Source organism: Clostridium sp. UMB9555A (assembly GCF_030222355.1).
GTDB lineage: Bacteria > Bacillota > Clostridia > Clostridiales > Clostridiaceae > Sarcina > Sarcina perfringens.
The window spans coordinates 799,940-825,425 of record NZ_JASORQ010000001.1; the positions used below are offsets into that span (position 1 = coordinate 799,940).

A 25,486-nucleotide genomic window follows, 5' to 3' on the forward strand; every position below is an offset into this window, starting at 1 on the left:
TTGTATGAACTTACAAAAAAGAAAATATAAAGAAAATCTTAATAAAACCTAAAATTTTTTCATTGTTTAAAGTATTTAGATTACTTAAAATGGGTTTAAAAAGGAGGGGATTATATGATAAAGTTTGAGAAAAAAAAGAAGAATAATATTACTATAGTAAATATATATAATTTTATAAGAAAAACTGTTTATCCAAGTGGAGAATTTGTTGAAGATGATTTTCAGACAGTAGTTCAAGAGATTGAGTTAATAAAACAATATGGGTTTCCTGCAACCTATGCACTTAAACATGATGCTTTAATGGATGAAAGATTTGTAAACCTTATAAAAGAATCCATAGATGAATATGACGAGGTTGGAGCTTGGTTTGAAATAACTGAGGAATTAGCAAAGAAGGCAGGAGTTAAATGGAAGGGGGAAACTCCTATTGATGATCATGTTGATAAGGGATATTCACTAGGATATAGTCCAGAGGATAGATTTAAAATGGCTGATGTTTATATGGCTGATTTTAAGGAGATATTTGGATACTATCCTAAGACAGTTGGTTCTTGGGTTATAGATATAAGAACTCTAACTTATTTAAAGGAGAAGTATGGAGTAATAGGTGGAGCTATTTGCAGAGATCAAATTGGAACTGATGGATTTACTCTTTGGGGAGGGTATTTTAATCAAGCTTATTATCCAAGCAAGTTAAATGAATATATTCCAGCTCAAAGGGAAGAAATGCAATTAGATTTACCTTTATTTAGGCTTTTAGGACCAGATCCAATTTATAATTTTGAAGAGGGATTAAGAGAAGAGTTAAAAGGAGTCCATACTTTAGAGCCAGCATGGATAATTGGACAAAATAAGGAATGGGTTCATTGGTTTTTTGAATGTTTAAATGAAGAGGAAACCTTAGGATTTTCTTACGCTCAAGTAGGGCAGGAAAATACATTTTTGTGGAATACCATGTATAAAGGATATGAAGTTCAAATAGAGCATATATTCAATTTAGAAAAGGAGAAAAGGCTTAGGGTTGAAACCTTAGCTGAAAGTGCCCTTTGGTATAAGAAGAAATATAGGCTAACTCCGCCTACTACCTTTGGAGCTAAAAAAGATTGGAACACTTATAACATGAAAACTTTATGGTACAATAGTAGGTTTTATAGAAGTAGTTTTTTATTTGAAAATAATGTTTTAAGTATAAGAGATATTCATTTATTTAATGAAAATTATAAATCAAGATATTATGATAATTATTTAAATAGCAATGAAAGTGTATTTGATGCATTACCTTTAATGAGACCTCATTACTGGAAAAATGAAATAGATGAAAGACCAGAAATAAGCTTTGTTAAATTAAAAAGAATTGGTGTATATGAAAAAATTAAAGGAGATACCATAGACTTTAGGGGAGTTAATGAAGATAAATGTGAAATAATATGGGATTTAAATCATGAGGAAAGTATAAAAATACTTTGCTATGAAGATAAGATAAATATTAAATTTAATGTGGAAGATTCTAAAGAATGTATGCTTTGTATAAATACCTTACCTGTTTTTCAGGAATTAAATTTAAATACGATTTTATGTAAACATAATGACTTTAAATATAAAATCTCTTTAATTAATGGAAAATTTTCAGTAGATGAGGAATCTAAGATATTAATAATTCCAGAGGAGGGAGAAATAGTTTTAGATTTAAATACTATTTGTGAAAAACCTAAGGAAAATGAGTTCTTTACTGATGAATATTTAAAAAATAGAGAAGAGATAGATGGATATGTACCAGAATATAAAAGGTATAAGAAAGGTAGTAAGGTTAAACTTAGAGCCTTTAGACCAATTGTAAATATAGATACTTTACTTATGAATAAACCATTTTCTCAAGAAATTATTTTAGGAAAAAGAGATAAAAAAGGAGAAATTAGATATACCTTAGATGGAAGTGATCCAAATGAGAAATCCTTGTTATACGAAGATCCAATAGTTGTTAATGATAGAGCTTTTATAAAAGCTAAGGTTTTTAAAGAAGGATACAAGCCTAGTAACACTGTGGAAAGTAGAATATATGTAACTTTGCCAATAGCTCATATTAAAGGGATAACTAAGCCTACAGACCACTATATGTACAATAAAAGGGGAGTTTATGATTTAATAGATGGGCAAAAAGGAAGTTTACATTATACTGATGGAAAATGGCTTGGGTATACAGAAGATATGGAAGTAATAGTTGACTTAGGGGAAGTAAAAGAAATAAAAGAAATAATGGTTGGATTTTTACAAGACACAAGGGCTTGGATTTACTATCCAAAGTTTGTAGAGTTTTATTCTTCATTAGATGGAGAAGAGTTTACCTTATTAACAAGGGAAGAAAAGGATAAATATGAAAAAAGAGAAGAAGTAGGAAAAAAGGACATTACATCACAAAGAGAAATTAAGACTAGGTATATTAAAATATTTGCAAAGAATGAAGAGGTATGTCCAGCTTGGAGTATAATGCCTGGAGAGGGTCCTACTTTTATGTTTGTTGACCAAGTTACAGTAATATAAAGAGATTAATAGCAATAAAATTTAAAGGTTTTAAAGCTATTTAAAAGGAAAATTTTGTTCCTTTATAAAGGTATATAGGTAATATATTATTTAAAATACAGATGTATATTTAGGTTTTAGGTATGTTATCATATCTAAAACTTAAATTAATTTACAAGAAATTAAGGTTAAAAATATAAATTTAAATTATTATATATAAAATAATTTTATATATTTAGCTTATATAAAATATGAATTATAATGTGTGGGAATAATTTTTTTGATAAACAGGGGGAAAAATGGACAAGAGAATTGATTTAACCGAAGGAAAAATAACAAGCAACCTTATAAAACTTTCCATACCTATTATGGCTACCTCTTTTATACAAATGGCTTATAACATGGCAGATATGATATGGGTTGGTAGAATAGGAAGTAATGCAGTGGCAGCTGTTGGAACAGCAGGATTCTTTCCTTGGCTTGGTATGGCCTTTGTAATGATTTCTAAGGTGGGAGCTGAGATAAAAGTAGCACAGAGCTTAGGAAGAAATGATATAGATAGCACAAAGGATTATATAAAAAGTGCTTTTCAAATAAATATTATACTAGCTATTATTTATTCAATAATATTACTTTTATTTAATAGTCAGTTAATAGGATTTTTTGACTTAGGTGATGCTGAAGTTATAAAAATGGCTAAGACATATTTAATTGCAGTTGCTTTAGGAATGATATTTAACTTTTTAAATCCAGTGTTTACAGCTGTCTTTACTGGTTCAGGAGATAGTAGAACGCCTTTTATAGCTAATACTATAGGATTAATTTTTAACATAGTTTTTGATCCAATATTAATTTTTGGTATAGGAATATTCCCAGAGATGGGTGTATTAGGAGCTGCCTTGGCTACAGTTTTAGCTCAGGTTATAGTTACAGTTACATTTTTATATATAATGATAAAAAGTAAGGCTGAATACTTAAAAATAAATATTTTAAGTGGAATTAAAATAAATTGTATGAAAACTTTATTCCATATTGGATTACCTGCAGCACTTCAGAGTGGATTATTTACTGTTTTTTCAATGTTTATAGGAAAAATAGTTGCAGTGTTTGGCCCTGTTCCTATAGCTGTTCAAAAGGTAGGATCACAGGTTGAAGCCATTGCATGGATGACAGCAGGTGGAATATCTACAGCCTTAAGCACATTTGTTGGACAAAATTATGGAGCTGGAAAGCTAAAGAGAATAGTAAAGGGATTTAATATAACTATGATAATTTCTCTTATAGTAGGAGTATTTGCTTCCTTAGTATTAATTTTCTTTGGAGAAGAGATATTTAGAATATTTATACCAGAGGCACAAGCTATAGAACAAGGAACAGTTTATTTAAAGATACTTGGCTATTGTCAGATTCTTGTTTGTGTAGAAATAACAACAACAGGAGCATTTAATGGATTAGGAAGAACTTATATACAATCAATAATAAGTATATTATTAACAGGAGCAAGAATACCAATGGCTTATATTATGTGTAAACCTGAGTTCTTAGGATTAGAGGGCATTTGGTGGGCCATAAGTATAACAGGTGCTTTAAAAGGGGTAGTGGTATATGCAATATATAGATACTTATATAAGAAAAATAAACTTTTTAAAGTATATAAGGATGAAAATGGAGAGGAATGTATAAATATATAGCTTCTAAGTTATATATTTATGACTCTGTTTTAAAAATAACGTGGTTTATAAAAGATTAATAAAACGTACAAACATATTTCGAGAATTACTAGACTTCGCTAAGAATTTATAATTATTACTCCAAAGATATTACTAAAGCTTCGAAAGTTAAGTGAAAGTCCAAATTTTTAATTTGGATTCTTGAACTTATGCAATCGAACTTTGTGAGATTGTATTCCTAAGAAGTTAACAGTTTCAGCTTCTTAACGTAATATCTTCTCCATAATAATTTAAATTCTAAAGCTCATCTAGATATTCTCTCCATATTGTTTGTACGTTTTATTATTAATTCTTGTACTTATATTATAATTTTTTTCTGTTTAAAATTAATGATAATATAAGCACTAGTACTGATGTTAGAGCTATAGTTCCTCCTGGAGCTAAATCAAATAGAGAAGCTAGAAGTAAACCGCTTAAGACATCTATAACTCCTATTATCATTGAAATAATAAGGGATTTAGTAAATCCTTTTTTAAATTGCATGGCAGTAGCTGCTGGTATAACAATTATTGATGAAATAACCAGTATTCCCATAACTCTAATTGAAACAGAAATAGTAGCTCCTACTATGATTGTAAAAATATAATTTATAAGTTTTGTATTTATTCCAGAAACCTTAGCTCCTTCTTCATCAAAGGTAGTATAAACTAATTTATCATATAATGAAAATATTCCTATAAAACAAAGTAGAGAAACTAAAGCTATTATGGTTAAATCAGTTTTTGAAACTGTTAATATACTTCCGAATAAAAAAGAATTAACTGTTGTACTAGACTTACCACTACTAACTAGTATTAATGCTAATCCTAAACTAAAGGTAAGTATAATAGACATAGATAATTCTGCATATTTTTTATAATAATTTCTTAATAATTCTATAAGTAATGCACAAATAGTAGTAAATAAAAATGCTGTTAAAAGAGGATTAAATCCAAATACTAGCCCAATTGCAACGCCTGCAAAGGAAGAGTGGGAAAGTGTATCCCCTATCATTGAATATCTCTTTAACACAAGAAAAAGTCCTATACAGGGACATAAAAGAGATATTATAAAACCAGCCATAAATGCATTACGCATAAATTCAAATTGAAACATATTTTGTATAATAGACATTTTAAAAAAGAGCCCTTTCTATATAAATTCATTATTTATTTCATCTAGTTTTTTTAAGTATTCATTATTTTTAAATAAAGTAGCTTTAGAATCTTTTAATTCAAGAATATATGATGAATACTTAAGAGATTTTCTTATATTGTGTTCAACACATATAATAGTCATTTCCTTTTCTTTATTTAACTTATAAATAAGTTCATATATATCTTTTTGAGTCTTTTCATCTATTCCTGTAGAAGGTTCATCTAATATTAATATATTAGGGTGTCCTATTAAAGCCCTTGCAATAAAAACTCTTTGTTGCTGACCACCAGAAAGAGAACCTATTAATCTATCTTTAAATTCTAGCATATTAACAGCTGAAAGAACCCTGTCTATTTCGTCTTTATCTTTTATTTTTAATGTTTTTAAATGTACTTTTAATACTTCATAAACCGTAATGGAAAATTGGGAGTTAAAGTTATCAACTTTTTGAGGAACATACCCAACGCTATTTAAATTTATTTCGATGTTTCCTTTAATTGGTTTTAAGTATCCTAAAAGAAGTTTTAAAAGAGTAGTTTTAGAACTTCCATTTTCTCCTACTATTGATATAAATTCATTTTCAGGTAAGGTTAAATTTATATCATTTAATTGATAGGGTTTTTTACCACTGTAGGAAAAGGAAAGATTATTTATCTTTATCAAATCGTATCACTCCTAGTATAATTCTAAATAAATTATACATGGATTTTAAATCAAGTGCAAATAATTTGCATTTTAAGTTAGCTTTTCTATTTCTTTTAGATCCCAAACTGAATTTTCCTTTTTTTCAAAATAAGCTTTGCAAGAAATAGATTGGTGAGGCTTATCATAACTAAGTCCATTAATTTCTACAATGGCAATATCCTTATCTAAAAAGGATAACTCAAAATTTCTAATAGTTAAAAGGCTATTTTCTAAATTACCTCTTGTTGTTAAATATTCAGTTGCAAAATATAAATCTTTACATTTTTGATTTATATAAATCTTATTAAAAATAAAGGCACTTAAAAATATAAGTATAAAAACTAAAGATATTCCTAAAATAATTCTTCTTAGCATAAATTTATTCACGAAAATCACCTCTTTGGTTTAATGATACATAATGATATATTACCATAATTTTACATAAATATAAAGCATATAGTTATTATATTACTTCAACACATTTTGAGAAAATTACAATTATATTATTATAAATTATTTAGTTTCTATTGTTACTAATATAAATACTTTAAGAAGTCATAAGTTATTTTTTATACTACCTTTTATTAGGTAACCATTTTGAAAAAATAAACATAGTATGTAATATATATATTTGAAATAATTTACCAAATAATTTGGGAGATAATTAACGGAGGATATTATGAAAATGATACAAGAGAAGAATAATTGTTATGATAATTGCGAAACTAAAGAAATTATGGCTAATAGCTATAATGATTGTTGTGAATATAAATGTGAACCACCTAAAAAAGTTTGTTGTGAATGTTGTGAATGCTGCGAATGTAAATGTGAGCCACCTAAAAAAGTTTGTTGTGAAAAATGTTATGTTGTAGAGAAAAAAGTTAATTGTGCTCCAGAACCTGGTAGAGCAATATTAAGATGTGGAAGAGGATCTGCTGGACCATTCCCAATTCTTAACCTTGGTGTAATTTTTGGAGAATCTAATGCAATAGAAGTTGGTAGTGTTAATATAGATACAACTAACTTATGCAATCCTTCAATTTTATTAAATGTTACTATAACATTAAACGCACCAGTTGCTATACTTTCTACTTTAACATTCTCAATTATTAAATGCTGCAATGGATGTAGTCAACCAGTAGGAGATTCATTTACTTTTTCATCACCACTTGAAGCACTTTCAAGTCAATCATTTAGCTTCCAAGCATGTGATACATCAAATTGCTGTGAATGTGTAACTTATAAACTTAAAATAACAAATGCTACCTTAGCTGCTGCTGGATTATCATTAACAGCAAACATGTCTGCACTTGCTGTAGAAAACCTTTGTTAGAATAAATTAAAATTAGAGTGTTGATATTTTATCAACACTCTAATTTTAATTTATAGTTAAACATAATTTTATTTGTTATTTAATTGATTTTTAGTGAATATACTAAGATTGATAAATATAATATCAATTATTGTAGGAGATAATATGGAAAATCAAGATAATCTAAATAAAATAAATTGTGAGTATTATGCCCCTATGGGAAAGCCAGGTTCTCTTGTAATAAAAGCACCTGTTATATTATCAAAGCTAAAAATTTCTATTCCTATTTATACAAAAATAAAATTAAAAGAAAACTATATAAATGTTATAGATAAGAATAATAAAATACTATTAGATACACTTAAAATTAGGGGAGAGAATGAACTTGTAATAAAGGGGAATATATCTAAAACTTTAAAATACTTTTCTAATAAATATAGCATTAACTCACTTAAAACATTTAATATGGACATACCCATAAAGGAAAAGGTAAATATTAATTTTAATCAGACTCCTATTAATTCTAATATTAATCTTAAATTATATTATCAAAAAAGTTCACAGCCAATCTATTGTGAATTAGAGTGTATTAAGATTGCAAAGGATATAATAACTAAAATAAATAATACTTATGTAAATAAGCTTGGGATATATTTATATTTATCCTTAATACAAGTTCAAGATGTATTTATTTCAGAACCAGAAGGTAATGCTTTTATTTTAAGAGAAAATTCTAAGTATTTTGTATTAGATGAATCTGATTTTGAGAAGGAAAACTATTTAATAGGTTTTAATCCGCAAAAAGGATTGATTGCTAAGAAACAGAAGTAATTTAGTTCTTCTTTTTAATTTAATGATATACTTATTTTATAATTTTCTTAATAAGAAAATTTATATTTAGTCTGATTAATTTATAATAATTTATAAATATAAGAAATTTTTGAATTGAAAAAAAGATGAAAATAAAATATAATTAACAATATAATGTAAAAGAACATATAAAGAAACATATATACTTAAAACTAAAATTAAATTACATTATATTATAGAAATATGATTAAGTATAATTTATATAGTAATAGGAATTATTTTTACTATATTCATAAATAAAGGAGTGTAAAAGTAAGTGCATTGATAATTTATAACCGATGTATTAAGCTTTTACACTTTTTTTAAAATTTAAAATCTATTAACAATGGTTATAAGCAATTTAAAGATAATATATCTTAATCAAATAGTATATATGATAAAACAAGAAAGGATGAGATAAGATGGATTTTTCTTCATTAGTTATAATGGAAAAAGATAAAGAAACTGGAGTCATAAAGGGTGAATTAGGAAGTTATTCAGTTTTAGAAGGAACTAATTTTGTTAAAAAGTTATATTGCATAGATGGGGATGTAAGTCTTTTTTTTGACACAGACAAGGATGTTTTAGAATGGGAATTTTCAGCAATATATGATTTGTTCAATGTGGAGACCCTTACTTCATTAGGATATATAGTAGAAGAGTTTGATGAAGAATATAATCCAACTTGGATAGTAAAATTTAAATTTGATGAAGAGCATGAGGAAATGAGAGCAGTTTTAAATGAAGTTTGCTCTATTATAGATAAACAAATGAAAAAGGTTTTTGAAGATATAAAGGGTAAAGAAGAAGATTATAAATAATATTTGAAAGGAGAATTAAAATGAGTGAGGTTAAAAAACTTAGAAGAAGAGATGAAATTCCAGAAAGTGATAAGTGGAGAATTGATAAGATTTATGAAACTCCAGCTAAATGGAATGAGGAATTAAATAATTTAAAAGAGGAAGCTCCAAAATTAAAAGATTTTGAGGGTAAGTTAGGAAATAAGGAAGAGTTAAAAGCATTTCTTGCATTAAATGAAAAATTAAGTAGAAAACTTGGTAAACTATATGTTTATGCACATATGAGAAGTCATGAGGATACATCTAATCCTGAAATGCAATCTTTAGTAAATAAAATAGATCCATATTCAGCAGAGTTTTCAAGCTATACTGCATACTTTGTTCCAGAAATATTAAGCTTAAAAGAAGGAACAATAGAAAATTTCATAAATGAGGATAAGGATTTAGAACAATATAGAATATATTTTGAAATGATATTAAATGAAAAGCCACATATACTATCAAAGGAAGTTGAAGAGGTTTTAGCTTCTGTATCAGATTGTTTAGGAGCGGCAGAGAGCATATATTCAATGCTTACTAATTCAGATATGACTTTTGGAGAAATAGTAGATGAAAATGGTTCAAAGGTAGAATTAACTGAAGGGAACTATAGTTCTTTTATAAAGAGCAAAGATAGAAAGGTAAGAGAAGCTGCCTTTAAACTTTTATTTGGAACATACAAAAAGTATGAAAATACTTTGGCAACAAGCTTATCAAGTTCTATTAAAAACTTTGTTTTTGAAAGCAAAACAAGAAAATATAATAGTTCCTTAGAGGCTTCTTTAAAACCTAATAATATTCCAGTAGAAGTTTATTATAATGCTTTAAAGACTGTAGATGAAAATATAGAGGCTCTTCATAGATATGTTAGAATTAAGAAAAAATTTCTTAACTTAGATGAAATTCATATGTATGATTTATATGTTCCAGTTATAGAAAGCAAAAAAGAACATTTAGAATATAAGGATGCCATAAGTTTAGTGGAAGAAGGATTAAAACCTTTAGGAAAAGAATATTTAGACATATTTAATGAAGGAATAAATGAAGGTTGGATAGATGTATATGAAAATAAAGGAAAGAGAAGTGGAGCTTATTCATGGGGATCCTATGATACTATGCCATATGTATTATTAAACTATAATTATGAGTTAAATGATGCTTCAACTTTAGCTCATGAAATGGGCCATTCAATACATTCTTATTATACTAGAAAGACTCAACCTTATATTTATGGAGATTATAGTCTTTTCTGTGCAGAGGTTGCTTCAACAACAAATGAAATTTTACTTATACATCATTTAATAGAGAAAGAAACTGATAAAAATAAAAAATTATACCTAATAAATCAAGAGCTAGAGCAAATAAGAACAACTGTGTTTAGGCAATTGATGTTTGCAGAATTTGAGCTAAAAACTCATGAAGCTATTGAAAATGGAGAATCTCTTACATCAGAAGTTTTATGTAAGATGTGGAAAGATATAAACATTAAATATTTTGGTGAAGATATGAAAGTAGATGAAGAAATATCTATAGAATGGGCTAGAATACCTCATTTTTATTCTGATTTTTATGTATATCAATATGCTACAGGATATGCAGCTGCATCTTCCTTTGCAAATTCAATTCTTGAAAAAGGAGAAGAGGCTGTTGAAAAATACAAAGGCTTCTTAAATGCGGGAGGATCAATGTATCCTATAGATACATTAAAAATGGCTGGAGTAGATATGACAACATCTAAGCCTCTTAAAGATACTTTAGATAGATTTAATGAGCTTTTAGATATGTTGGAAGAAATTATTTAGAAGATTAAGGAGAGGCAATGAGTAAATTCGAGCAAGATTATTTCAACTTACTTATAAATAATTATGGTTTTTATGTAGAAGACTTAAAAGGTGAACAAGGTAAAGAATTATGGATAGCTTTAAAGACAGTTAAAGATGATGGAAAATATGCAGTTATAATATCAAAGTCTTATGAAGAGGAAGAAAATTTAAAAATTGCAGAAGATTATTTAAAAAGTTTAGGTAAGTCATATTCTCTTCATAATATAATTCTTTATAAAAGCTATGATAGTACTGAAAAAAGTGATGAAGACTTTTCTATAGATGAGAATTGTCATAGAATAATTGTTGATGTTCAGAAAAGAGAAATTTTAAAAAGTGATAGGAGCTCTGAGCCTCTAGCAAAAATATTAGAATTTTTATTGAAAAAGAAAGAAGAACCAAAGGTTCCTTGGTATAAAAGACTAAGATGTGGAAAAGTTACAGGAGTATTGATTGGTTTAAATATTTTAGCTTTTCTAGTTTGTCTTATTGTAGCTACGGCTTTAGGTGCTGGATTCTTCAGAAATATAGTAGAGATAAATCCACAAATTCTATATTGGATGGGTGCTAAGCATAATAATGCAATAATATTCCACGGAGAATATTATAGATTAGTAACATCTATGTTTTTGCATGGTGGAATAATGCATCTTTTATTTAATATGTATGCCTTATATATATTAGGGGATTTCATAGAAAAGGTTTATGGAGCAAAAAAATATTTAGCTATCTATTTTGTTTCGGGGGTAGTAGCAAGTATATTTAGCTTATATTTTTCACCAGTTATGGGAGTTGGAGCTTCAGGAGCTATATTTGGACTTTTAGGGGTAGCCTTAGTTTTTGCTTATAATGAAAAAGATAGGATTGGTAAAGGCTTAGTAACTAACATAATAGTTATTATATTGTTAAATGTATTTATCGGTCTATCAATGTCTAATATAGATATATCTGCTCATTTTGGCGGGTTTATAGCAGGAGCTATTTTAGGTCTTTTCTTCCATAATTATAAAATAATAAAAAAATAAAAAGTAAAAACTCCTCTGCACTATGAAAGCGAGGAGTTTTTTTCTTGGTTTAAAGGGTATTTTAATTTATATTTTAGTATTTAACTTGAATTTTTTAATTTATATTATTTATTTCATAATATAAAATCCAATATATAAATTACCTTCAAAATTAAGAATAAATACTATATACTAAAAGATGTATAATTATTAAATAATAAGGGGAGAAGTATTTTGCAAATTTCAAATGTAGATATAAAATTAAATTCAGATGACTTAATGAGTTTTATTAATGATTTTGTGAAAATTAAAGGTTTAGAAATAAAAAGCTTAAAAATAAACAATAGTATAGAAGTGGAAGGAGTATTCAAAAAGGTACTTGCTTTAGGATTTAAGGCAACTTTGGATATTTTAGGAGTAGAAGGGGATAATCTTGTTGTAGGTTTTTCCAAAGCTAAACTTATGAGTGTTGGAATTTTAAAGCCTTTTAGAAAAATAGGTTTAAAAATAGCTTTAAAAGGTTTTAAAAATCAGGGAATCTTAGTTAAAGAGGATAAAATACTTGTAGGTTATAAAACAATATTAGGTAAGATACCTTTCTTAAATTTAGATTTTAAGGAATTGAAAATTCAAGGAGAGGTTTTAAATATTGGCTTAGAAAAAATAGATGTAGAGCTTTCAAAGATTAAAGAACCTGTTTTAGAAATAGAAGTAAGAGATGATATTGAAGAAGAGGAAAAGACAGATGATTACATAATGAGCATTGATGTGCAAAAAGTTGAGGACATGTACACAAGTAGCAGAGAATATGTAGTTAAGCATATTCCAGAGAAAGCTAAAGATTATAAGGATTATATTATGTTCTTACCAGATATAGTAGCTTTAATATTTAGACTTTTAAAAGATAATAGAGTTCCTATGAAGACTAAGGCTGTAGTAGGTGCCTCTTTAGGATATGTAGTTTGTCCCTTTGATATATTACCAGATAAAATACCTTTTGTAGGTGCTTTAGATGATTTAAGCGTAATTTTCTTTGCCTTAAATAGAATAATAAATGATGTGGACATAAATATTATATTAGAAAATTGGCAAGGAGAAAATGAATTTGTAGTTATTTTAAGAAAGACTGTAGAATTCTTTAGTGGATTTACAGGTGCTAATAATTTAGATAATATATATGAAGTCATAGATGTAATAACTAATTAAAAAGGAGTGAAATAATGGCTAAAAAATATTATGCTATAGCAAAAGGAAAATCAGGAATTCCTAAGATTGTTGAGACTTGGCCAGAATGCCAAAAAGAAGTAATAGGTTGTAAGGGAGCTAAGTACAAAAGTTTCACTTCAAAGGAAGAGGCAGAAAAGTTTATTTCTATTCATGAAAATGGAGGAAGCTTTGAGGAAGTTAAAGGGAATGAAGAGGTTAAGGATGATTTAATTTATATTTACGTAGATGGTAGTTTTATGGTTTCTAAAGAAAATTATTCTTATGGCTTTTTAGTAGTAAAAAATGATGAGATTTTATATGAAGATAATGGTGTTGGATATGATAAAGAAGCAATAGCTTTAAGAAATGTATCAGGAGAAGTTGAAGGAGCCATGAAGGCAATTGAATATGCCATAGAAAATGGATATAAGGATATAGTTCTTTGTTATGATTATCAGGGAATTGAGAGCTGGGCTTTAGGAACTTGGAAAAGAAATAATAGAATAACTCAAAATTATTACCAGTTTATGCAAGAAAAATTTAAACTCATAAAGGTTAGATTTAAAAAAATAAAAGGACATAGCGGAAATAAATTTAATGATAGGGCAGATATACTTGCCAAAAAAGCATTAGAAAGTCTTTAATGCTATGAATTACCTCTAATAAAAATGTTTTAATTAGACAAACTAAATATGAAATCATTATTAAAAGAGGTGATTATTATGGCAAAAAAATTAATGACTACTTTAGCCATAGGTGCTATTGGAGCAGCTGTTGGTATGATGGTAACTCCAAACTTAGATAGAAAAACTCAAAGAGCTCTTAAAAAGGCTTCAAGAAGAATGATTGATGCAGCCGGCGAAAGTATGGGATGGATGGAATAATTTGTAAAAAAGCAGCTTAAGGCTGCTTTTTTTGTATATTTATAGAAATTTTTTTATTATGTAGAGAAATTTTCAATTATAATATATAATATTTTTAAAGAATAAGTATATATATTAAAAAAATAAAGATATAAGTTATTAAAATTAAAGTATATGATTAAAAAATGTTAAAAAATGCACAAACATATAGATTTTTTTACAAAAATACTGAATAATTGACATTAAAACCTAAATTTATGATATAATTTAATTGGTTATGGATGTTAAAATAATAACAGTAAGAGGATGATTTAAGCTATGGAAATATTATCATTGGGAGAAAAAATAAAAAGAAGAAGAAAAGAATTAAATATGACTCTTAAGGAATTAGCGGGGGAGAGAATAACACCAGGACAAATCAGTTTAGTAGAGTCAGGGAGATCAAATCCTTCAATGGATCTTTTAGAGTATATTGCAATCACACTAAATACTTCTGTTGAATATTTAATGGAAACGGAAAAAACACAAGCTGAAAAGATATGTTTATATTACGAGCAAATAGCAGAAAGTGCTATTTTAAATGATGATATAAAAAAGGGTGAGAAATTTATAGAATATGCAATATATTATGCTGATAAGTATGACCTAATATATAGAAAAGCTAAAAACTTAGCATTAAAGGCTGAGATGTATTTAAAAAGCGAAGAATACGTTTTAGCTCAACAATATTTCTTATCTGCAAATATGTTGTTTTTACAAATAAACAGTAATATAGATATGGTAAAAACATACTTGAATATAGCAAAAATAAGCTTACATTCAAAAGCATATTATTCAGCTAATTCATACTTAAAAGAAGCTGAAAAGATATACATAAATAATAAATTAACTGAAGATTTACTTCTAGGAGAAATATATTATTTAATATCAAAAACATACTTCTTTATTGAAAATATACAAAAGGCAATCAATTTTGCATTTTTAGCAAAAAGCGAATTTGAAAAAGTTTACAACAAGAAAGCTTATGCTAAGAGTTTGGAATTACTAGCAGAAGAGCATGCTAAAGTTGGTGATTTAGAAAGTGCAATAGCATACTCAAAGCAAAGTCTTAACGTTTATAAAGAATTAGAACAATTAGATAAAATAAGTTCAATAGAAGATTCCTTAGGAAAATTATTCTTTGAATTTGACAATATAGAAGAGTCCTTTGAACATTATAATAGAGCTATGAAAATAAGGGAAGAAAACACTGATTCTAAACTTTTAGATACTTTATTTAATTTATGTGAAAATCATATTAAGACAAAAAATATGAGTAAATGCATAGAAATTCTTAATGAAATAAAAAATAAATTAAATGTAAGTGATGTTAATAGATTAATAGAATATAAGGTTCTGACTTTTAGAATAGAAGTCTTACAAAACAATATAAAAGAAGCAGAAAATATTTTATTAGATACACTTGAAATCGCTAAGAGAAATGATATGAAAAAGAAAGAAGCAGATATCTCCATAAGACTAGGAAAATTCTACTTAGAGCTTAAAAGAGATTATGAAGCTGCTAAATACTTAGACAAGGGTATAAATAACCTGAAAAATTTAGGTGTAATTAAAAGTTAAGGTATAGGTGAGAGTAATGGATTTTTTATCTACTGGGGAGAAAATAAAAAGAGCTAGAATATATAAAGGTTTAACATTAAAGCAACTTTGTGAAGATGATATATCTATATCTAGAATGAGCTGTATAGAGAATGGAAAAGTAAAAGCTGATAAATGGGTGCTAGAGTTAGTTTCTAAAAGATTAGATTTAGATTTAGAGTATCTTTTATGTGATGATATAACACAACTAAATAATTCTATTGATAAGTATATTGAAAAGAAAGTTTTAACTGAAAGTGAAGCTGATGAGATAAAAGAGTACTTAGAATATTCTTTAAGTAAAGAATATGAAGATATTTCTTCAAAACTTATGCATATTTTATTTATAAACTATACTAATATTAGAGAGTTTAAAAAAGCAAAAGATTTATTAAATGAGTATTCAAACATATACGAAAGCAATAAAGAGAGTAAAAGATTATACTATGAGGATTTAGCTTTATACTTTACAGTAAGAAAGAATTTTGCAGATGCAATAACATATTATAACATGCTTTTAGATTTCTTATTAAAAGATGGAATAGAAAAAAATAATAAGCTTTATATAAAAAATGCTACAGCTTTAGCAATATGTAATTACAGAGTTGGTCATATAGAGAAAAGTAGAGAAATAATAAAAGATATTTTCTCTATTCATGGAATTGATCTTAATAGTAAGTGCTTAGGGGAAGCCCAAGGGATTTTAGCTATTTTAGCATTACTAGAAGGAAATAGTGAAGAATTTCAAAGAAATTATACTTATTATAAAGAAAAGATAGATTGCAATTCTTACAACTGGAAAAGAATAAATAGTCTTATTATTGATGCTTTCTTGAAATGTGGAAAATATGAAGAAGCTCAAAAGCTTACTGAAGAATCTATAGAAAAAGTTAACAAGGAAGATAAGATAGGATACATAGAACTGTTATTATTCATAATAAATGTGTACAATACCAATGGATGTATAGAAAGTGTTAAGGAATATTGTGAATTATCACTAGAGTTAGCAATAAATAAAAATAATATGTTCTTTATAGAGAGAAGTTATTATTTTAAAGCAGAATTAAGTAAAAATGAGAGAAATGATATGCAATGGGAAATGTATATGAATTTAGCAACAGATCTTTTACTTAAATTTGGTACATATGAAGAGAAAAGAGAAAGATATTTAGAAATGGCTGATCTTTATCACTATTTAGATGATACTAATGAAGCTTTAAAATATTTAAGTTTTGCTATAAAAGAAGTGGATAATTTATACTAATATATAATTAAGGAGTTACATCAAAATTAGTAATACACTTTACAAACATATTCTCTTCATAATGTTTGTAAAGTGTATAAAAAGTTAATTTGATAGAACTCCTTAATTTTATTTTAAAATGAAAGAAGAGCTAGAATTTTAAATTCTAGCTCTTTTCATATATATTTAATCTCTATAAAATAAGTCCATTGTTTGTTGTAAAAAACTTAATTTGCAATTAAAACAGTTTAAATTAATCGGTCTAAAAAACTTTTTTAGCCTTGCCATAAAAAATACCTTCTTTCATATCTTCTCTTTTCTTCTATATTTATATTATATACCTATTTCCTTAATAAAATAATTTGCATGTATGTTTAAAAAAATGTACAAATGTAAGGAAAGTTTTCGTGGAAAATATTTGAAAAAGGCAAAAAAGTACTCTTTTTTCATGGTTATTATACAATATTAAACTTTTTTTAGTATAAATAATTCTGCACAATATCCTTGAAGAGTTGTTTGGATATTTAAAATAGTATTTTTTTTGGCGTACTTAAATTCTATTTTAGGATAGGAAGCTTGGAATAATATATCTTTTTCTGCTTTTCTTAATCTTTTAGGTTTTCCCATGGAAAGCCAGTAATTAAATGAAGAGCCAAAGTTCTCCCCTATGGTATATTTAGTTATTCTAACATCGCTATCTAAATCAAGTAAGTTTAAGGAAAGTTTTTTATCTACCAAGTCTTTAACCCCTCTTAATTTAGTAAAGTTTTTAAAATCTATAAGGGAATCAATTTCATCATTATAGGTATATACAAGAAGCTGATATTCATCCTCTGACTTAGTTAGTATATATCCATCTCCCTTATAAAGAAGGGTGTCTCCTAGTTTGCTTAAAAAATAGTAAGCATAATAAGAGGGCTTTTTAATTCCTTTATCATTTACCATTGCTGGATAGCCAAAGAAAACTTCATTTGTAATGTCAATTTGTCTATCTAAGGCATCAAAGGCTTTTATAAAGTTTAATTTGCTTCCTGAACTTACAGTATTGTGAATTATAAATGGAAGCATGTAAGCTGTGTCATATATTAAATCTATTTTATTGTTTGGAGTATAAAGTTCATTTACTAAATTTAAATCCTTAGATTCAAATAATTCAATTAAAGAATTCTTTAGATCCTCATTAAATGTGGAGGTAAATTGGAATTTTAAATCTGTTAATTCAAAACTTTCTACCTCGCTGAAAAAGTCTATGAAGGATTTTATAACATCTAAGAAATTATCCTTAGAATATCCAGAATCATCTAGGACTATTAAAGGGATTAAATCTAATGAAGATATATATTCAAAAATATCAAAGGTTCTAGTCCAGTTAAAGAATTTTGAACCAGGGAATATACCCATATCTGATGAAAATACATGTAGAAGTCTTATATAGTTATACCCTATATGATCTTGAAGATCTTCAACAATATCTTGATTATCTTCTAATAATAAGTCAAAGGCATCTCCTACATTAAGAACTTCTTTAAAGTATTTATTAAATTCAGTGCCTTCAGTATTCATATTAAAAGTAAGCTTATGAATCTTATCTTCATAATTAAATCTTGGATAATCATCTAAGTAATAAGAAAGTTCCTCAAGACTATCAGTTAAGGGATAGTATGTTATTTCCTTTTGTTTATTATATTCCTCTTCACTTATTTTATGTTTTTTTCTAAATTGAAGAGGAGTGCAATTGTAATAGGCCTTAAAATGTTTATTAAAATAACGAGTATGAGAAAAGCCTATTTCATAGGATATTTCAGATAAGGACTTATCAGTATCTAAAAGAAGTTTTACTGATTCCTCAACTCTAGTTAAGTTTAGAAGGTCTGTAAAGCTTAGTCCAGTTGCATATTTTATTTCATGGGAAAGATAGTGTGTACTAAGAAACTCAGTATTAGCAATATCCTTTAAGGTTATATTCTTATTGTAGTTATTATATATATACTTAGAAATTCTATGGTACCTTTCTAGTAGCATATTATTCTCATGAATTTCATCATTATCATATAAAAGATAGTGAAAATTATTTAAAAGGTGGAATAAAAGCTCTACTAGGGATTTTTCTATATATTTATCATAATCATCTACTTTTTGAGCTTCTTCACATAATATAATGGATAAAAATACTCTAAGTTTATCGTAAGATTCATCACTTTGAGCACCTTCATCAGAGGTGTTAGTATAGAAAAACATATTTTCTATATCGCTATAGTATTTTTCAAAAAAGTGTGGATCTATTTTAAATATTAAAACTCTGTTATCATTATTAGAATAAATTCTATGAGTTTGTTCTGTGTTTACTATTTCAATTTCATCTTCTTGTATTTCATAACTGTCAGTATCTATATCTACTTTTATACTACCTTTAAGAACATAAAGTATTTCTATTGCATCATGCCAATGCAAGGGGTAGTTTTTTATGTTTACATAAGATATGGTTACAGGTATATCTGAAGGGAAATTAACATATTCTTTTCTCACTTAAAAAACTCCTTTATATAATAGGATTAAACTAAATTCTAAATAGTATTATTTATATAAAATTTAGTTGAATTTATTTAATAAAATTAATTCTTAAAAAGATTTTTACACTAATAAGCTATTAATTAGTAGAAAATTAAATAAATTCGCTTTTATTAATATTATAGCCTAATAAATTTTAAAAATAAAATTTGTTAAATAATGTTATAGTCTCAGTTGATAAAAATAATAGGATGATTTAATATTAAAAGTGGTGATTACTTTGAATTATGTTTATATTTTAAAATGTAAAGATGAATCTTTATATACTGGATGGACTAATGATTTAGAAAAAAGAATAAAAGCGCATAATAATGGATGCGGAGCTAAATATACTAGAGGAAGAGGGCCAGTAAAACTTGTTTATTTTGAATCTTTTGAGAATAAAAGAGAAGCTCAAAGTAGAGAGTATTATATAAAGAAACTTACAAGAAATCAGAAGTTACAACTAATAAGTAGTAAAAGTATTGAGGAGGAAATTTATGAAAAAGAAACTAACCTATGATATTTATTTTGAGATTATTTTTTATATTTTACTTGCAGCATATTTAATCTATGGAATAATAAATAAAGATTTGATTTTATTATATTCAACAGGGTTAACCTTTATAACTTTAATTTTACCTAGACTTATATGTAAAGTTGCAAAAATAAAATTATCTCCATTTTTAAATTTTATAATTGTAGGCTTTATATTTATTTCAATGTTTTTAGCTAAGGTAAATAACTTTTATGCAATACCACACTGGGACACTTTTTTACATACTGTATCAGGAATATTAACCTTTATACTTGGTTATATGTTATTTTTATATCTTAATAATTACAAAACTGACAATGTAAATTCTTTAGTTATAGCTATTTTTTCCATGATATTTGGAATTGCTTGCACAGCAGTATGGGAAATGTGGGAATTTTTCACTGATCAAACCTTTGGATTAACTGCTCAAATAAGCTTATTTGATACTATGAAAGATATAATAACAGGAAGTATATTCCCTATAATTTTAGCTCCATCTTTAAATAAGTTTTTAAAGGGGAAAAAGAATAGATTATTTCAAGATTTAACAGACTTTATGAGAGAAAACAATAAAAGAAAATAGAGTTAAGGAGAGTATGATGTATCAAAAGAACTAAGTTATAAGTTTTAGTTTTGATACATCATATTTTTTTATAGTAAAAAATATTGATTTATTATTAATTAATTATGGATAAAAGGTTAAAAATAAATTTTTTCTTCTTTTATTATAGTGATTAAGGCTTTTTTATTTTAGAATCTAAGGGAAGACTTTTAAGTGGGGAGGCTTTAACATGTTTAGGGAAGAATTTAGTAATGTTATTAGTGTAGGCAGAGGTAAGATTGATCTGCTAAATAATAGTAAGGGACGTTATTTAGTATATGCTATGCTTGCTGGACTTTACGTAAGTTTTGGTATAATGCTAGCATTTACCATAGGAGGAATATTAGATAGTGCTAATTCTCCAAGCACTAAAATAATAATGGGAGCATCTTTTGGAGTAGCCTTGAGTTTAGTAGTTTTTGCAGGATCAGAACTTTTTACAGGAAATAATTTTGTAATGACTATAGGAATGCTAAACAAAGAGGTAACATTTAAAGAATGCGGAAAAGTATGGGGACTAGCTTACGCTGGTAATTTTTTAGGATCTATAATAGCTGCTTTAGGTTTTATATGGGCAGGATTAACTACAGGCAGTGTAAGTGATTTTATGATTAAAACTGCGGAAATAAAAATAAGCTTGCCACCAGAGCAATTATTCATAAGAGGAATATTCTGTAATATATTAGTATGCTTAGCTGTATGGTGTACCTTTAGATTAAAAACAGAAACATCAAAGTTAATAATGATATTCTGGTGTCTTTTTGCCTTTGTAACATCTGGTTTTGAACACAGCATTGCAAATATGAGCTTATTAGTAATAGGAGTTATATTAACAAAGGGAGCTACTATAACAGTAGCAGGAAGTTTGTATAATCTATTTTTTGTTACATTAGGAAATATACTAGGTGGTGTTCTTTTAGGAGTGACCTACTATTATATATCTAATAAAAAAGTAGAAAATAAAAAACTAGTTCATATTCAAAAATAGCTTTTTATAAAACTTACAAAGATTATTAAGAGGATTCTATTAATTCTTAGAATATGTTTGTAAGTTTTTTTATTATATTTTCATAAAATCCTATTTTATATTTTTCTTTTAAATGTTAAAAATATAATTATATAAGTTCTATTATTTAATGAAATTTTGTGTTAAATTAGATTATATTGTGTTTGAATAATAAGATTTTTATAGAGTAGGAGAGATTATGAAAGCATTAAGTAGTGATAAATTAAAAGATATAAGTTTCTTTTCGGGACTTAATGATGAAACCTTAAAATATATAGAGAAAAATTCTAAAGTTTTAAAAAAGAAAAAGGGAGAGCATATTTTTAGAGATAAAGATAAGGTTCAGGATATTTTTATTGTTTTAAAAGGAAAAGTAACCCTATATAAAATGAATGAATATGGGCAAAAGAGAATAGTTTACATACTTGGAGAGGAAAGCTTTTTAAATGAAGTAATAGTTGATGATTTACCTGCCTCAATAAATGGAGAAGCTTTTGAAAACTCAATAATACTGAGTATAGATAAAAATAAATTGCTAAATATAATGAGCCAAGATTTTGAGCTTACCAAGATTGTTTTAAATGAAATGAGCAAAAAGGTAAGAAGATTATATAGACAAATGAAAAATGTAACTCCAATAAAATTAGAAAAAAGAGTAGCAGCAAAGCTTTGGAAGTTAAGCAAGGATTATGGAAAAGAAGTACCAGAGGGTACACTTATTGATTTGGATATAAGTATAACTTACTTAGCAGATATGTTTGGTTCTCCAAGGGAAAGTGTATCTAGAGCTATTAAAACTTTAAAAGATGAAAATTTAATAATAAAAGAAAATAAAAAGATAATAGTACCTGATAGAGAAAGAATTGCTGCATATTTTAAGTCATTAATATAAAGAAACTTTAAAAAATAAATATTGTGAGCTTTTACTTATTTTTTATTTTGTAATTTAAGAATTTTTACAGTGTAACAAAAATCACATACTCAATAAAACTTTATTCTTATAATAGACTTTGTTAAATTCTTAATTATTAAAATATTATAAACAAATGAAGGAAAAAAACTTTCATTATTATAATCTATTAGAATTTATTTAATTTCAAAATAAAGTTAAATTTAAGAGGTGTTTTATTATGGGTTTAAGGCTTACAAAAGACAATTTTGATAAGATAATAGACTGTTTAAAAAAAGAATATAAGATATACGCTCCTAAAGTTATGGAAGGTAAAGGAAGATTTTCAGATACTGACATGACAAGATATGGAGAAATAGATTCTATAAATGATATTGAGTTTTCAAAGAAGTCAGATTTTTCATATAAAGAAGTTTTACTTCCAATAACTCAAACTTTATTCTTCTTTACTGAAGACAAATTTAGTGAAGCAAGTGTAGAGGAAAAGAATATATTAATTTTCTTAAGAAGCTGTGATATGCATTCATTAAGAAGAATTGATGATATATACTTAAGAAATGGTTTTGAAGATCCTTATTACAAAAAACTAAGAGAAAAAGCTAAGTTTATAGTAATGGGATGTGAAAATAGCTTTGATAATTGTTTCTGTGTAAGCATGGGAACTAATAAGACAGATGAATATTCAGCATATATAGGATTAGATAATGATGAAGTTTTATTAGATATAAAAGATGAAGAGTTATCAAAAATCTTTGAAGCAGTAGAAAGTAATAAAGAAGAAGTTTCACCAAAGTTTGTAGAAGAAAATGAAACTAAGGTTGAAGTTCCAGAAGGAATTGATTTAAACATAATCAAATCAACTGTATGGAATGAATACTCAGAAAGATGTATAGCTTGTGGAAGATGTAACTTTGTATGTCCAACATGTACTTGTTTCACAATGCAAGATGTATTCTACAAAGATAATGAGAATGCCGGTGAAAGAAGAAGAGTTTGGGCTTCATGTCAAGTAGATGGATATACAGATATGGCTGGTGGACATAGCTTTAGAAAAGATAAAGGTCAAAGAATGAGATTTAAAGTTATGCACAAAGTATATGACTACAAAAAGAGATGGGGATACCATATGTGTGTTGGATGTGGTAGATGTGATGATATCTGTCCAGAATACATATCTTTTTCAGAATGTGTAAATAAACTTAAAGATGCTGTAGAAGAGGTGAAAGATAATGCATAATGAATATACTCCTTTTATATCAAAAATATTAAACGTAAAAAAACATACTGACATAGAATATACTTTTAGAATGGAATTTAAAGGTGATGTTAAGCCAGGACAATTCTTTGAAGTTTCTCTTCCAAAGTTTGGAGAGGCTCCAATATCAGTAAGTGGTATAGGAGAAGACTATGTGGAACTTACAATAAGAAGAGTTGGAGTAGTAACAAATGAAATATTTGAAAAATACGAAGGAGATAAACTTTTCTTAAGAGGACCTTATGGTAATGGCTTTGATGTTAATAACTATAAAGGAAAAGAAGTTATAGTTGTTGCTGGAGGAACTGGACTTTCACCAGTTAAAGGAATAGTAGATTATTTCTCACAAAATCCACAAGATGCAGAAAGCTTTACTCTTATAAGTGGATTTAAAGGACCAAAGGATATTCTTTTCAAAGATGACATGAAAGAATGGGAAAAGAATATGAATATGATCATAACTGTTGACTCAGCTGAAGAAGGTTATGAAGGAAATACAGGACTTGTAACTAAGTATATTCCTGAATTAGAAATAAAAGATATGGATAATGTTCAAGTTATAGTTGTTGGTCCTCCAATGATGATGAAGTTTACAGTTTTAGAATTCTTAAAAAGAGGAATTAAAGAAGAAAATATTTGGATATCTCAAGAAAGAAAAATGTGTTGTGGATTAGGTAAATGCGGACACTGTAAAATCGATGATACATATATATGCTTAGATGGACCAGTATTCAACTACACTAAGGGTAAACTTTTAATAGATTAGGAGGAAAAGGACTATGTCTTTAGATATAAATACTAAAAAACTTAAGAAGAACGCTTTTAGGGTAACTAAAAGAAGAGGATATACAGCATCAAGAATAAGAGTTCCAGGTGGACACTTAGATGCTAAGTTATTACTTAACATTCAAGAAATAGCTGATACTTATGGAGATGGTACAGTTCATATCACTACTAGACAAGGTTTTGAAATACCAGGAATAGATATGAAAGATATACCAGAAGTAAATAAAAAGCTTCAACCTATTATAGAAGCTTTAGAAATAAATCAAGAAAATCCAGGAGATGGATACAATGCAGCAGGAACAAGAAACGTTTCAGCATGTATAGGAAATAATGTTTGTCCATTTGCTAATTACAATACAACAAATTTTGCTAAGAAAATAGAAAAAGCAATATTCCCAAATGATTTACACTTCAAAATAGCTTTAACTGGATGTCCAAATGATTGTATTAAAGCGAGAATGCATGACTTTGGTATTATAGGTATGACAGAGCCACAATATGAAAGAAATAGATGTGTATCTTGTGGAGCCTGTGTTAGAGCTTGTAAGAAGAAAGCTACAGGAGCTTTAAGTTTTGAAAACTTCAAAGTAGTTAGAGATGGAAGCAAATGTATTGGTTGTGGAGAATGTGTTATGAATTGCCCAACAAATGCATGGACAAGAAGTAAAGAAAAATACTACAGATTAGCTATAATGGGTAGAACAGGAAAGAAAAATCCAAGGTTAGCAGAAGATTTTATCCTTTGGGTAGATGAGGATAGCATCATAAAAATTATCTTAAATACTTATAAATATGTTACAGAATATATTGCTAAAGATGCTCCAGGTGGAAAAGAGCACATTGGATACATAATAGACAGAACTGGATTTATGGAATTCAAGAAGTGGGCTTTAGAAGGAGTAACTTTATCTGAAAAAGCATTAATGAAAAACAATGTTTATTGGAGCGGAATACATTATACAAACGGATTTTAATAAAAAAGCACTCTATTTATAGAG

The 25,486-nt window shown here is 26.9% G+C and carries 23 protein-coding genes; 19 read left to right on the forward strand and 4 right to left on the reverse strand.

What is annotated here, in order from left to right:
* The first annotated feature begins 114 nt into the window (after positions 1-114).
* Positions 115-2,538 (forward strand): FN3 associated domain-containing protein, encoded by a 2,424-nt coding sequence (locus QP548_RS03690; RefSeq protein WP_061428494.1) that lies wholly within the window; start codon positions 115-117, stop codon positions 2,536-2,538.
* A 278-nt stretch (positions 2,539-2,816) separates the two neighbouring features.
* The gene (locus QP548_RS03695) at positions 2,817-4,208 is read left to right on the forward strand and encodes an MATE family efflux transporter (protein WP_061428492.1); all 1,392 of its coding nucleotides are present in this window, start codon (positions 2,817-2,819) and stop codon (positions 4,206-4,208) included.
* A 342-nt stretch (positions 4,209-4,550) separates the two neighbouring features.
* Here QP548_RS03695 and QP548_RS03700 read toward each other — a convergent pair whose 3' ends face one another.
* From QP548_RS03700 to QP548_RS03710, 3 genes are all read right to left on the reverse strand, one after another.
* Positions 4,551-5,360: a metal ABC transporter permease gene (locus QP548_RS03700; protein WP_081109951.1), complete on the reverse strand. Its 810-nt coding sequence runs from the start codon at positions 5,358-5,360 to the stop codon at positions 4,551-4,553.
* Positions 5,361-5,378: 18 nt separating this feature from the next.
* A complete protein-coding gene (locus QP548_RS03705) occupies positions 5,379-6,047 on the reverse strand; it encodes a metal ABC transporter ATP-binding protein (RefSeq protein ID WP_075808097.1) in 669 nt (222 codons plus the stop codon).
* 72 nt (positions 6,048-6,119) lie between these two features.
* A complete protein-coding gene (locus QP548_RS03710; protein ID WP_061428490.1) occupies positions 6,120-6,455 on the reverse strand; it encodes a hypothetical protein in 336 nt (111 codons plus the stop codon).
* A gap of 292 nt (positions 6,456-6,747) precedes the next feature.
* Here QP548_RS03710 and QP548_RS03715 point away from each other — a divergent pair, with 292 nt between their 5' ends.
* The 10 genes from QP548_RS03715 to QP548_RS03760 all read left to right on the forward strand — a co-directional run bounded on the left by QP548_RS03715 (position 6,748) and on the right by QP548_RS03760 (position 16,866).
* Positions 6,748-7,401, forward strand: coding sequence for a DUF4489 domain-containing protein (locus tag QP548_RS03715; protein ID WP_061428488.1), 654 nt, complete (start codon positions 6,748-6,750; stop codon positions 7,399-7,401).
* Positions 7,402-7,545: 144 nt separating this feature from the next.
* Positions 7,546-8,211 carry a hypothetical protein gene (locus tag QP548_RS03720; RefSeq protein WP_061428486.1) on the forward strand — a complete coding sequence of 222 codons (666 nt, stop codon included), beginning with the start codon at positions 7,546-7,548 and terminating at the stop codon, positions 8,209-8,211.
* A 440-nt stretch (positions 8,212-8,651) separates the two neighbouring features.
* A complete protein-coding gene (locus tag QP548_RS03725; RefSeq protein WP_061428484.1) occupies positions 8,652-9,050 on the forward strand; it encodes a DUF6762 family protein in 399 nt (132 codons plus the stop codon).
* Positions 9,051-9,070: 20 nt separating this feature from the next.
* A complete protein-coding gene (gene pepF, locus QP548_RS03730) occupies positions 9,071-10,870 on the forward strand; it encodes an oligoendopeptidase F (protein WP_061428477.1) in 1,800 nt (599 codons plus the stop codon).
* Positions 10,871-10,887: 17 nt separating this feature from the next.
* The gene (locus QP548_RS03735) at positions 10,888-11,916 is read left to right on the forward strand and encodes a rhomboid family intramembrane serine protease (RefSeq protein ID WP_061428475.1); all 1,029 of its coding nucleotides are present in this window, start codon (positions 10,888-10,890) and stop codon (positions 11,914-11,916) included.
* 213 nt (positions 11,917-12,129) lie between these two features.
* Positions 12,130-13,101 carry a YkvA family protein gene (locus QP548_RS03740; protein ID WP_061428473.1) on the forward strand — a complete coding sequence of 324 codons (972 nt, stop codon included), beginning with the start codon at positions 12,130-12,132 and terminating at the stop codon, positions 13,099-13,101.
* 14 nt (positions 13,102-13,115) lie between these two features.
* Complete coding sequence (locus tag QP548_RS03745; RefSeq protein ID WP_061428472.1) at positions 13,116-13,745, forward strand: viroplasmin family protein; 630 nt, start codon at positions 13,116-13,118, stop codon at positions 13,743-13,745.
* A 78-nt stretch (positions 13,746-13,823) separates the two neighbouring features.
* A complete protein-coding gene (locus QP548_RS03750; protein ID WP_003457284.1) occupies positions 13,824-13,985 on the forward strand; it encodes a YtxH domain-containing protein in 162 nt (53 codons plus the stop codon).
* Between the two features lie 297 nt (positions 13,986-14,282).
* Positions 14,283-15,584 carry a helix-turn-helix domain-containing protein gene (locus QP548_RS03755; RefSeq protein WP_061428470.1) on the forward strand — a complete coding sequence of 434 codons (1,302 nt, stop codon included), beginning with the start codon at positions 14,283-14,285 and terminating at the stop codon, positions 15,582-15,584.
* A 16-nt stretch (positions 15,585-15,600) separates the two neighbouring features.
* The gene (locus tag QP548_RS03760; RefSeq protein ID WP_061428468.1) at positions 15,601-16,866 is read left to right on the forward strand and encodes a helix-turn-helix domain-containing protein; all 1,266 of its coding nucleotides are present in this window, start codon (positions 15,601-15,603) and stop codon (positions 16,864-16,866) included.
* 444 nt (positions 16,867-17,310) lie between these two features.
* Here QP548_RS03760 and QP548_RS03765 read toward each other — a convergent pair whose 3' ends face one another.
* A complete protein-coding gene (locus tag QP548_RS03765) occupies positions 17,311-19,371 on the reverse strand; it encodes a helix-turn-helix domain-containing protein (protein WP_061428467.1) in 2,061 nt (686 codons plus the stop codon).
* 262 nt (positions 19,372-19,633) lie between these two features.
* On the opposite strand from QP548_RS03765, the gene QP548_RS03770 reads away from it, so the two are divergent.
* The 7 genes from QP548_RS03770 to asrC all read left to right on the forward strand — a co-directional run bounded on the left by QP548_RS03770 (position 19,634) and on the right by asrC (position 25,462).
* Entirely contained in the window at positions 19,634-19,915 is a 282-nt protein-coding gene (locus QP548_RS03770; RefSeq protein WP_061428465.1) for a GIY-YIG nuclease family protein, read from the forward strand.
* A complete protein-coding gene (locus QP548_RS03775; protein WP_061428459.1) occupies positions 19,893-20,513 on the forward strand; it encodes a hypothetical protein in 621 nt (206 codons plus the stop codon). Before QP548_RS03770 ends, QP548_RS03775 begins: the two co-directional genes overlap by 23 nt.
* Before the next feature lie 208 nt (positions 20,514-20,721).
* Complete coding sequence (locus QP548_RS03780; RefSeq protein ID WP_061428457.1) at positions 20,722-21,519, forward strand: formate/nitrite transporter family protein; 798 nt, start codon at positions 20,722-20,724, stop codon at positions 21,517-21,519.
* 217 nt (positions 21,520-21,736) lie between these two features.
* Entirely contained in the window at positions 21,737-22,429 is a 693-nt protein-coding gene (locus QP548_RS03785) for a Crp/Fnr family transcriptional regulator (protein ID WP_061428455.1), read from the forward strand.
* A 238-nt stretch (positions 22,430-22,667) separates the two neighbouring features.
* A complete protein-coding gene (asrA, locus tag QP548_RS03790; protein ID WP_003457155.1) occupies positions 22,668-23,684 on the forward strand; it encodes an anaerobic sulfite reductase subunit AsrA in 1,017 nt (338 codons plus the stop codon).
* Complete coding sequence (gene asrB / locus QP548_RS03795; protein ID WP_003478043.1) at positions 23,677-24,468, forward strand: anaerobic sulfite reductase subunit AsrB; 792 nt, start codon at positions 23,677-23,679, stop codon at positions 24,466-24,468. Before asrA ends, asrB begins: the two co-directional genes overlap by 8 nt.
* A 13-nt stretch (positions 24,469-24,481) precedes the next feature.
* Positions 24,482-25,462 (forward strand): sulfite reductase subunit C, encoded by a 981-nt coding sequence (asrC, locus tag QP548_RS03800; protein WP_003454647.1) that lies wholly within the window; start codon positions 24,482-24,484, stop codon positions 25,460-25,462.
* Positions 25,463-25,486: the final 24 nt, after the last annotated feature.

Bases quoted from the DNA above. Each gene is read 5' to 3' on its own strand.
- QP548_RS03695 (WP_061428492.1), top strand. From the start codon at position 2,817: ATGGACAAGAGAATTGATTTAACCGAAGGAAAAATAACAAGCAACCTT.
- QP548_RS03785 (WP_061428455.1), top strand. From the start codon at position 21,737: ATGAAAGCATTAAGTAGTGATAAATTAAAAGATATAAGTTTCTTTTCG.
- pepF (WP_061428477.1), top strand. From the start codon at position 9,071: ATGAGTGAGGTTAAAAAACTTAGAAGAAGAGATGAAATTCCAGAAAGT.
- QP548_RS03715 (WP_061428488.1), top strand. From the start codon at position 6,748: ATGAAAATGATACAAGAGAAGAATAATTGTTATGATAATTGCGAAACT.
- QP548_RS03775 (WP_061428459.1), top strand. From the start codon at position 19,893: ATGAAAAAGAAACTAACCTATGATATTTATTTTGAGATTATTTTTTAT.
- QP548_RS03735 (WP_061428475.1), top strand. From the start codon at position 10,888: ATGAGTAAATTCGAGCAAGATTATTTCAACTTACTTATAAATAATTAT.
- QP548_RS03760 (WP_061428468.1), top strand. From the start codon at position 15,601: ATGGATTTTTTATCTACTGGGGAGAAAATAAAAAGAGCTAGAATATAT.
- QP548_RS03780 (WP_061428457.1), top strand. From the start codon at position 20,722: ATGTTTAGGGAAGAATTTAGTAATGTTATTAGTGTAGGCAGAGGTAAG.
- QP548_RS03745 (WP_061428472.1), top strand. From the start codon at position 13,116: ATGGCTAAAAAATATTATGCTATAGCAAAAGGAAAATCAGGAATTCCT.
- QP548_RS03750 (WP_003457284.1), top strand. From the start codon at position 13,824: ATGGCAAAAAAATTAATGACTACTTTAGCCATAGGTGCTATTGGAGCA.
- QP548_RS03700 (WP_081109951.1), bottom strand. From the start codon at position 5,360: ATGTCTATTATACAAAATATGTTTCAATTTGAATTTATGCGTAATGCA.
- QP548_RS03690 (WP_061428494.1), top strand. From the start codon at position 115: ATGATAAAGTTTGAGAAAAAAAAGAAGAATAATATTACTATAGTAAAT.
- QP548_RS03725 (WP_061428484.1), top strand. From the start codon at position 8,652: ATGGATTTTTCTTCATTAGTTATAATGGAAAAAGATAAAGAAACTGGA.
- QP548_RS03755 (WP_061428470.1), top strand. From the start codon at position 14,283: ATGGAAATATTATCATTGGGAGAAAAAATAAAAAGAAGAAGAAAAGAA.
- asrA (WP_003457155.1), top strand. From the start codon at position 22,668: ATGGGTTTAAGGCTTACAAAAGACAATTTTGATAAGATAATAGACTGT.
- QP548_RS03720 (WP_061428486.1), top strand. From the start codon at position 7,546: ATGGAAAATCAAGATAATCTAAATAAAATAAATTGTGAGTATTATGCC.
- asrB (WP_003478043.1), top strand. From the start codon at position 23,677: ATGCATAATGAATATACTCCTTTTATATCAAAAATATTAAACGTAAAA.
- asrC (WP_003454647.1), top strand. From the start codon at position 24,482: ATGTCTTTAGATATAAATACTAAAAAACTTAAGAAGAACGCTTTTAGG.